This window comes from Zavarzinia sp. (assembly GCF_049306435.1).
In the GTDB taxonomy this organism is placed as follows: Bacteria; Pseudomonadota; Alphaproteobacteria; order Zavarziniales; family Zavarziniaceae; genus Zavarzinia.
In genome coordinates this window covers 1-8,759 of record NZ_JBAQRT010000183.1, presented here as the reverse complement: position 1 = coordinate 8,759, position 8,759 = coordinate 1, and the positions used below count along the sequence as shown (strand labels likewise).

The 8,759-nt window shown below is 65.7% G+C and carries 7 protein-coding genes; 3 read left to right on the top strand and 4 right to left on the bottom strand.

Annotated elements, in window-relative coordinates; all coding sequences use genetic code 11:
- Together WAZ62_RS10230 and WAZ62_RS10225 are read right to left on the bottom strand one after the other, a co-directional pair.
- Positions 1 to 1,046, bottom strand: a 1,046-nt coding sequence (locus WAZ62_RS10230; RefSeq protein ID WP_422643422.1) for a tetratricopeptide repeat protein, incomplete at its 3' end; no start/stop codon positions are given.
- Between the two features lie 88 nt (positions 1,047 to 1,134).
- Positions 1,135 to 2,049: a LysR family transcriptional regulator gene (locus tag WAZ62_RS10225; RefSeq protein WP_422643421.1), complete on the bottom strand. Its 915-nt coding sequence runs from the start codon at positions 2,047 to 2,049 to the stop codon at positions 1,135 to 1,137.
- A gap of 103 nt (positions 2,050 to 2,152) precedes the next feature.
- Between WAZ62_RS10225 and WAZ62_RS10220 the strand changes: the two genes are divergently transcribed.
- Complete coding sequence (locus WAZ62_RS10220; RefSeq protein ID WP_422643420.1) at positions 2,153 to 3,142, top strand: aldo/keto reductase; 990 nt, start codon at positions 2,153 to 2,155, stop codon at positions 3,140 to 3,142.
- Between the two features lie 5 nt (positions 3,143 to 3,147).
- Here the strand turns inward: WAZ62_RS10220 and WAZ62_RS10215 are convergent, their stop codons facing one another.
- Positions 3,148 to 4,656 carry a Fic family protein gene (locus tag WAZ62_RS10215; protein ID WP_422643419.1) on the bottom strand — a complete coding sequence of 503 codons (1,509 nt, stop codon included), beginning with the start codon at positions 4,654 to 4,656 and terminating at the stop codon, positions 3,148 to 3,150.
- A 185-nt stretch (positions 4,657 to 4,841) separates the two neighbouring features.
- A complete protein-coding gene (gene acnA, locus WAZ62_RS10210) occupies positions 4,842 to 7,553 on the bottom strand; it encodes an aconitate hydratase AcnA (protein WP_422643418.1) in 2,712 nt (903 codons plus the stop codon).
- A 218-nt stretch (positions 7,554 to 7,771) separates the two neighbouring features.
- Between acnA and WAZ62_RS10205 the strand changes: the two genes are divergently transcribed.
- A complete protein-coding gene (locus WAZ62_RS10205; protein WP_422643417.1) occupies positions 7,772 to 8,536 on the top strand; it encodes a crotonase/enoyl-CoA hydratase family protein in 765 nt (254 codons plus the stop codon).
- Positions 8,537 to 8,540: 4 nt separating this feature from the next.
- Positions 8,541 to 8,759: ABC transporter ATP-binding protein (locus WAZ62_RS10200; RefSeq protein ID WP_422643416.1), on the top strand; the 219-nt coding region annotated here is incomplete at its 3' end.

The following is an 8,759-nucleotide window of genomic DNA, read 5'->3' as shown; positions in this document are numbered from 1 at the left end:
ACCTCGACCCAGGCGGCGCGGCGGTGGCGCTTGGCCTTCGTCGCTTCCTGTTCCATCGCCAGCAGCAGGCGGCGGGCCTGACCATCCGGGCCACCGCGCAGCAGGGCCATCAGGTAATGCAGGTCGTGGAAGGGCTCGATATGGTCCGCTTCGCGCCGCCCGACATGGCGGGCGACATCGCGCCAGCGCGTGCCCACGTCGACGCCGCAAAGCTCGAGCCGCCACAGGAGGGCGGCGGCATTGATCTGGTCCTGGGCGCATTCCTTCCACACGCCCCAGATCCGCTGGTCGAAGAGGTCGAGCACGGCCTCGCCATCGTCCCGGTCGAGATGCATCAGGGCGAGGTGCCACCAATTGTGGGTCAGCATGGTGGAATTGCAGTCGTCCCAGGTATCGGCCAGGGCTTCCAGCCATTCGATACCCTCGTCCAGCCGGCCTTCGGTGTCGAGGACATGGGCGACGGCGTGATGGGCGAAAGGCTCGCGCCGACGCAGCTCGACGGCATAGCGGCCGGCGATCTCGGCATCGCGCAGGCGGCCACATTCATGAAGGGCGAAGGCCCGCATGCCGTGGATATAGGGATCGTCGCGATTGGCGGGCAGCACGCTGTCGGCCACGGCCAGCATGCCCTGGGCATCGCCCTGATTGGACTGATGATACTGGCAGAGTTTCACATTGGCGAGATCGCGCGGCCAGTGCGTGGCGATGTCGAGATGAAGCCGGATGGCGAGGTCGGTATCGCCCTTGGCCCAGGCCTCGACCGCGAAGAGCCACAGCTGCTCGCGTTTCGTCGCCTTGTTCACCGCCTGGCGGGCCTTTTGCAGGAAAGGCTGGGCGGCGCGGACACCGGCGGCGGATTCGAGGAAGAGGTTGAGCACGGCGCCCAGGGTCTGGGCCAGGGTGCAGCGGGGATCGGCGGCGATCCCCTCGAAGATGGCGCTGGCGGCCTGGCCGTAGCCCAGCCACTGGTCGCACATGCGGTTGATGGCGGAAACCGCCACGGGGTTGTCGGTGGTCACGTCGTTGCCGCGCGCGTCCTTGAGCATGGGCCCCTCCCCTCGATGTCCATGACAGTTTGGGGACAGGTGCGGCGCACAAGCAAGCGCCGCCTTTGCCGCAGGCTCGCGCAGGGGCTCAGGCGGCTTCGACCAGGCCGCCCGCCTCGGCGAGAAGATCGAGGAAACTCGCCGTTGCCGGCGACGGCGGATGGCCGGCGGGTTCGGCATGGGCGACCACCAGTTCCCAGCACATTTCCGGGCCGGCGAGCCCGCAGATGGCGAGGGCGGGGCGCCGCGCCCGGGCGATCGCCTCGGGGATCAGGGCGACGCCGAGGCCGCGCGCGACCAACTCCAGCAGGGTTTCGAGATCGCTGACCTCGAAGGCGATGTGCCGCTCCTGCCCGGCGTCGGCGAAGCTGCGGTCGATCAGCCGGCGCGTGCCCCAGGCCGGCGCGAAATCGACGAAGGGCTGGCCGCGCAGGGCCTCCAGCGGCAGGGCCTCCCGCCCGGCCAGCGGATGGCCCGGTGCCGTCGCCAGCACCAGATCCTCGCAGGCGATCAGGCGTGTGGCGATATCGGGCGGCGGATCGCACAGGGGCAGGATGGCGAGGTCCAGCCGGTCGTCCCTGATCTTGTCGATCAGATGGCCGGCATCGCCCTGGCACAGACGCACCTCGATGCCCGGATGCAGGCGGTGGAACCGGGCCAGAAGGCTGGGCAGGTCGAGAAAGGCCGGCAAGGCCTGGACCGAGCCGATCGAGAGCGTGCCCTGACGCAGCCCCTGCACGGCGGCGACCGCCTCCCGCGCATCCCGTGCCGCCTCGATCACCGCGCGTGCCTTGTCCAGCAGCACCCGGCCCGCCGCGGTCAGGCGCACCTGGCGCGTGCTGCGGATGAACAGGGGCGCGCCCAGCTCCACCTCCAGCTGGCGGATGGAGGTGGAGAGGGCTGATTGCACGATGTTCACCCGTCGGGCGGCGCGGGTGAACTGCTCCTCCTCGGCGACGGCGACGAAATGCTGCAGCTGGCGAAGTTCCATGGCACGGTTCATTCATCTGTTCAGCAGATGAATATCATCGCTTATTTCTGTTGGAAAGATCGGCGGGCGGGCGCCATCGTTGAGACCGTTGTGGCTTTCTCGATGGGACATGGGCATGGAACAGATCGAAATCGGCAGCTCGGGCGTGACGACGTCGCGCATCGGCCTCGGCACCTGGGCGATCGGCGGCTGGATGTGGGGCGGCACCGATGAAGCGGAATCCATCGCCACCATCCACAGCGCCATCGACCGGGGCGTGACCCTTGTCGACACAGCCCCGGTCTATGGTTTCGGCACCTCGGAAGACATTGTCGGCAAGGCCCTCGCCATCGGCGGCTACCGGGCGAAGGCGCAGATCGCGACCAAGGCGGGCCTTGCCTGGAACGACGGCAAGGTATTTCGCGACTCCCGGCCGGAGCGCCTGCGCCTCGAGATCGAGGACTCGTTGCGCCGGCTGCGCACCGATGTCATCGACCTCTACCAGATTCACTGGCCGGACCTCGAAGCCCCCATCGACGAGACGGCGCGGGTGCTGGAAGACCTGAAGACGGCGGGCAAGATCCGCTCGATCGGCGTCAGCAATTATTCGCCCGAACAGATGGACGAGTTCCGCGCCGTCGCCGCGCTCGACGCCGTGCAGCCGCCCTATAATCTCCTCGAGCGCGAGATCGAGGCGGACGTCCTGCCCTATGCGGCGAAGACGGGGCTTACCGTCCTCTCCTATGGCGCGATCTGCCGCGGCTTGCTCAGCGGCCGCATCAAGATCGACACGCCCTTCACCGGCGACGACCTGCGCCAAAACGACCCCAAGTTCAAGGCGCCGCGCTTCGCCCATTATCTCGACGCGGTCGCCGAGCTGGACGCCCTCGCCCGCCGCCGCTGGGGCAAGACGGTGCTGTCGCTCGCCATCCGCTGGGTGCTGGACCAGGGGCCGACCATCGCCCTCTGGGGTGCCCGCCGCCCGGACCAGCTCGATCCGGTCGGCGATATCGACGGCTGGACCGTGGACGCCGAAGCCAAGGCCGAGATCGACGCCATCCTCGCCCGCTGCATCCCCGACCCGGTCTCCCCCGCCTTCATGGCCCCGCCGGTGAAGCGGCCTTAGGGGGATCAGCCTTCGGCGCGCGCGTCGGCGATCGCTTGTTCGAGGGCCGCGATTTCCCCGTCCGTTAGTTCGGGGAAATCGTCTCTCCTGCCCCTGGACAGACGGCCGGCGTTCTGCAGGCACAGCTTGAAGAACAGATGCAGGCGGCGGTCGGGCATATCGACGATTTCCCGCATCGCGGCGGTCGCCTTGTCGAACACCGACAGGAAGCGGAGTTCCTCGCGCAGGTCGTTGGCGATCGTGTCGATCACCCGTTCGTACAGAAACTCGGCCTGGGCCGTCGCATCGAAGTAGCGATAGAGGAGGGCGGTGTCGTTTTCGACCGTCAGGGTGCGGCCGTCGTAACGCCAGTCGATGATGTCCAGCAGGGGGCGGGAGAACAGCTCCAGCACGCGGTCGTATTCATGCTTGTGGCGCAGGATGGAAGCCGAAACGGGAAAGATGAAGCCTTCGGGAATGGCCTTCCGTCTCGCGAGGACGTTATTGATCAGGAAGCGGTGGATACGCCCGTTGCCGTCTTCGAACGGATGTATGAAGACGAAGGCGAAGGAGACGATGGCCGCGGCGAGGACGGCGGGTATCGTTGCATCTTCTTCTAGCGCATAGGCCATCAACTGCCAGTCGCGCATGAGCGAGGGCACGTCAGCCGGTTGCGGGCAGATGTAGTGAATACGCTCCGAGTAGTCGGGGGTCGTTTCCCCGACGAAGTTCTGGACATCGCGCCAGCCTTTCGCCGCATAGCGTGGGTCGACGATCTGGTTTTGAAGGGCGATGATCGCATTGGTGTCGATGGGGTCGAAGTCGCTAGCCCTGCGCAGCGCGGAAATGAAGCGCTCCGTGCGCAGGGAACTCGGCCTTTCGCCCTCGATCGCGAAGGAAGAGCGGGTCTCCTTGGTGAAGAGGTAGCTCGTGGCGCGCCTGATGAGGTCGGGGTCGTAGAGGTCGACGACGGCACGAACCGCGTCCTCGATGTCGACGGACATGAGCGTTTCGAGCTTTTTGGTCCTGCGGATGATGACCGCGAGAGGACCTCCGCCGATGAGATTGTCGTAGATTCTGTGGCGCGGTGAGTGAACGGGTTTCGCGGCGACATGCCGCTGTGGGTCGATCGCCGGAACGTAAGGTCCGGTGGTCAAGTCCGGGAGGTCGAGAATTTGGCCGGTCAGGCGCTCATAGAGAAACCAGATCTGACGGCTGTACTTGCTGGTCGGAGCCTTTCTGATCCAGGTCAGCAGATCGGTTGGCGGCAGACGGTGAAACGTCGCGACGATGATCCGAAGATCCAGCGGTTCGTATTTCAGGCTGAATTTCAGATGATCCATCGCGGTATCGCCCGGCCAGTAGCGGGGCGGATAGAATTCGCTGATCTGGTTACCATCATGTACGGTTCTGCGGCTGCCGGGGACACAGAAACTCCGCACCGCAGATTGCGGCACGTCGAGCTGCAAGTGCCGCCGAAGCCATGATTGGCCCGCATCGGCAGGTTCTTCTTCTGTTCTGCGCGAAGCTGCCATTTCGATTCTCGGCGTGGAAAAGCGATCATATTCTGCCCGAGTCGTGGCAAAACGATAACGGTCGTGGCGAATTGATCATGAATCGGTAAGTTTGTGGTGAAACGATAACAGTCGGGATCAGAGTCCCCAATGAAAAAGGCCGGGGTGTCGCCACCCCGGCCTTCATTCTGTCGGATGCAGACGGATCAGGCCGCCAGCAGGCCGCGCAGCACGTATTGCAGGATGCCGCCGTTCTTGAAGTAGTCGACCTCGTCCACCGTGTCGATGCGGAGGAGGAGGGGGATTTCCTTCACGGTGCCGTCGGCCTTGGTGATGCGGCAGGTCACGTCCATGCGCGGGGTCAGCTTGTCGGCGAAGCCGACGAGGTCGATGACGTCCGTGCCCTCAAAGCCGATCGACTTGCGGTCCGCGCCGTCCTTGAAGACGAGCGGGAGGACGCCCATGCCGACCAGGTTGGAGCGGTGGATGCGCTCGAAGCTCTCGGCGATCACGGCCTTGACGCCCAGCAGGTTGGTGCCCTTCGCCGCCCAGTCGCGCGACGAGCCGGTGCCATATTCCTTGCCGGCGACGACGATCAGGGGCACGCCGGCCTTCTGATACTTCATCGAGGCGTCGTAAATGGCTTCGGTCTTCGGCTCGGCGATGGTCTCGCCGGGCTTGCCGAAATACTTCGTCACGCCGCCTTCGGTGCCGGGCACCAGTTCGTTCTTGATGCGGATGTTGGCGAAGGTGCCGCGCATCATGACTTCGTGGTTGCCGCGACGGGCGCCGTACTGGTTGAAGTCGGCCTGATCGACCTTGTTCTTCACCAGATACTTGCCGGCCGGGCTATCCTTCTTGATGTTGCCGGCGGGCGAGATGTGGTCGGTCGTGATCGAATCCGCGAAGATCGCCAGGATGCGGGCGCCGGTGACTTCCGAAACGGCCTTCGGGGTCGCGGGCATCTTGTCGAAATAGGGCGGGTTCTGGATATAGGTCGACTTGTTGTTCCAGTCGTAGGTCTGGGACTCGGTCGTCTTGACCTTCTTCCAGTTGCTGTCGCCGCCGAACACGTCCTTGTACTGGGCGCGGAACTGGCTGGCGGTCACGCACTTGCGGACGGTGTCGGTGATTTCCTGGTTGGTCGGCCAGATGTCCTTCAGGTACACCGGCTTGCCGCCCTTGCCCGTGCCGATCGGATCCTTGGTCAGGTCGATCTTCAGCGAGCCGGCGATGGCATAGGCGACGACCAGCATCGGCGAGCCGAGGTAATTCGCCTTCACCAGCGGATTGACGCGGCCTTCGAAGTTGCGGTTGCCCGAGATGACGGCGCCGGCGACGAGATCGCCCTTGGTCACCGCGTCGGCGACTTCCTCAGGGAGAGGGCCCGAGTTGCCGATGCAGGTGGTGCAGCCATAGCCGACGAGGTTGAAGCCCAGCTTGTCCAGCGCCTTGTCGACGCCGGCCTTGGCCAGGTAATCGGTCACGACCTTGGAGCCCGGCGCGAGCGAGGTCTTCACCCAGGGCTTCACCTTGAGGCCGAGGGCCACGGCCTTCTGCGCCAGCAGACCCGCGCCCAGCATCACGTTGGGGTTCGAGGTGTTGGTGCAGGAGGTGATGGCGGCGATGGTCACATGGCCATGGTCGACTTCATATTTGCCGCTGGCGACCTTCACCGGCTGGCTTTCCTTGCCGGCCTTGTCGAAGCCGGGCTTCGGCTTGACGAGTTCCGACATGAAGTTCTCGGCGATGCCCGAGAGGGCGACGCGGTCCTGCGGACGGCGCGGGCCGGCCAGCGACGGCTCGACCGACGAGATGTCGAGTTCGAGGGTCGAGGAGAACACCGGGTCCTTGGTGCGCGAGGTGCGCCACAGGCCGTTGGCCTTGGCGTATTCCTCGACGAGGGCGACGCGGCCGGGCTTGCGGCCGGTCGACTTCAGGAAGTTGATGGTCTCGGCGTCGATCGGGAAGAAGCCGCAGGTCGCGCCATATTCCGGCGCCATGTTGGCGATCGTGGCGCGGTCGGCGAGCGAGAGCTGGTCGAGGCCCGGGCCATAGAATTCGACGAACTTGCCGACGACGCCATGCTTGCGCAGCATCTGGGTGACGGTCAGCACGAGATCGGTCGCGGTGGTGCCTTCGCGCAGCTTGCCCTTCAGCTTGAAGCCGACGACTTCGGGGATCAGCATCGAGATGGGCTGGCCCAGCATCGCGGCCTCGGCCTCGATGCCGCCGACGCCCCAGCCCAGAACCGCGAGGCCGTTCACCATGGTGGTGTGGCTGTCGGTGCCGACCAGCGTGTCGGGATAGGCGACGTTGACGCGGCCTTCCTTGGCCGTCCACACCGTCTGTGCCAGATATTCGAGGTTCACCTGGTGGCAGATACCGGTGCCCGGGGGCACGACGCGGAAATTGTTGAAGGCCTGCTGGCCCCAGCGCAGGAAGCCGTAACGCTCGGCGTTGCGCTCGTATTCCAGCTTCACATTGTCCTTGAAGGCGCCCTTGGAGCCGAACTCGTCGACGATCACCGAATGGTCGATGACGAGATCGACGGGGGAGAGCGGATTGATCTTGTTCGGATCACCGCCCATGGCGGCCATGGCGTCGCGCATCGCGGCGAGGTCGACGACGGCGGGAACGCCGGTGAAGTCCTGCATCAGGACGCGCGCCGGGCGGAAGGCGATCTCGCGATCGGACTTCCTGTCCTTCAGCCACAGGGCGACGGCCTTGATGTCGTCGACGGTCACCGTGGTGCCGTTCTCGTTGCGCAGCAGGTTCTCGAGCAGGACCTTGAGCGAGACGGGGAGCAGGGACAGATCGCCCAATTCCTTCTCGGCGGCCTTGAGGCTGAAATAGTCGTAGGAGGATTTGCCTACGGTCAGTTTTTTGCGGGTCTTCAGGCTGTCGAGCGAGGGCACGGAGCGACTCCATGAATGAACAATTCAGGCGACGACACGAAAGGCATGGGGACCGCTGCTGCGATCAGCCTCGTGGATCGGTTGCGAGCATAGTGAGGCGATGCGCGCTCGTGAAGTCCCGACGATGGTCGTGAGCCCTTGAACCGCGCGATTTTTCTGGCTAGGCCGCCATGCGTGCCTATGATGCGCGCAATTCGAGCTGGTGAAGGAGCCTTGCCATGGCCGTGCATGTCGAGACCAACGGGCCTGTGACGACGATCATCCTGTCGCGTCCCCATGCCCGCAACGCCGTCGACCGCCCGACCGCCGAAGCCCTGTCCGATGCCTTCCGCGCCTTCGATGCCGACGAGGAAGCGCGGGTCGCCGTGCTCTGGGGCGACCATGGTACTTTCTGCGCCGGCGCCGATCTGAAATCCTTCGCGAGCGGTGAGAACACCAACCGCGCCGAGCCCGATGGCGACGGCCCGATGGGGCCGACCCGCCTCGACCTGTCGAAGCCGGTCATCGCCGCGATCTCGGGTCATGCCGTCGCCGGCGGCCTCGAACTCGCGCTCTGGGCCGATATGCGGGTCGCGGAAGAGGATGCGATCCTCGGCGTCTTCTGTCGCCGATTCGGCGTGCCCCTGATCGATGGCGGCACGGTGCGCCTGCCGCGCATCATCGGCTTCGGCCGGGCCATGGACCTCATTCTCACCGGCCGCGCGGTCGGCGCCGCCGAGGCGCTGTCGATGGGCCTCGTCAACCGGGTGGTGCCCGCGGGCACGGCGCGCGCGGCGGCCGAAGCCCTGGCGGCCGAGATCGCCGCCTTCCCGCAGGCCTGCATGAAATCCGACCGGCGTTCGGCCTACGAGCAGTGGAACCTGTCGCTCGACAGCGCGCTGCAGAACGAATTCTACATCGGCGCCAGCGTGCTCGAGGATGCGGCGACGGGCGCGCGGCGCTTCGTCGATGGCGAAGGGCGCGGCGGCGGCAAGGTCGACTGACATCATGCTGGCGACCTCGGACCTTGGCATCATCAGGGGCGAGCGGGCGGTCTTTTCCGGGATCGAGCTGACGGTCGCGCCGGGCGAGGCGGTGGTGCTGCGCGGCCCGAACGGCGCCGGCAAGTCGACCCTGTTGCGCCTTCTCGCCGGGCTGCTGTCGCCCACCGTCGGCCGTGTGACCTGGGACGGCGCATCGATCGCCGACGACCGCGAGGCCCACGGC

What these genes read in the sequence shown, in the direction of transcription:
- WAZ62_RS10225 (WP_422643421.1), bottom strand. Translation starts at nt 2,049, where the DNA reads ATGAACCGTGCCATGGAACTTCGCCAGCTGCAGCATTTCGTCGCCGTC.
- WAZ62_RS10220 (WP_422643420.1), top strand. Translation starts at nt 2,153, where the DNA reads ATGGAACAGATCGAAATCGGCAGCTCGGGCGTGACGACGTCGCGCATC.
- WAZ62_RS10215 (WP_422643419.1), bottom strand. Translation starts at nt 4,656, where the DNA reads ATGGCAGCTTCGCGCAGAACAGAAGAAGAACCTGCCGATGCGGGCCAA.
- WAZ62_RS10205 (WP_422643417.1), top strand. Translation starts at nt 7,772, where the DNA reads ATGGCCGTGCATGTCGAGACCAACGGGCCTGTGACGACGATCATCCTG.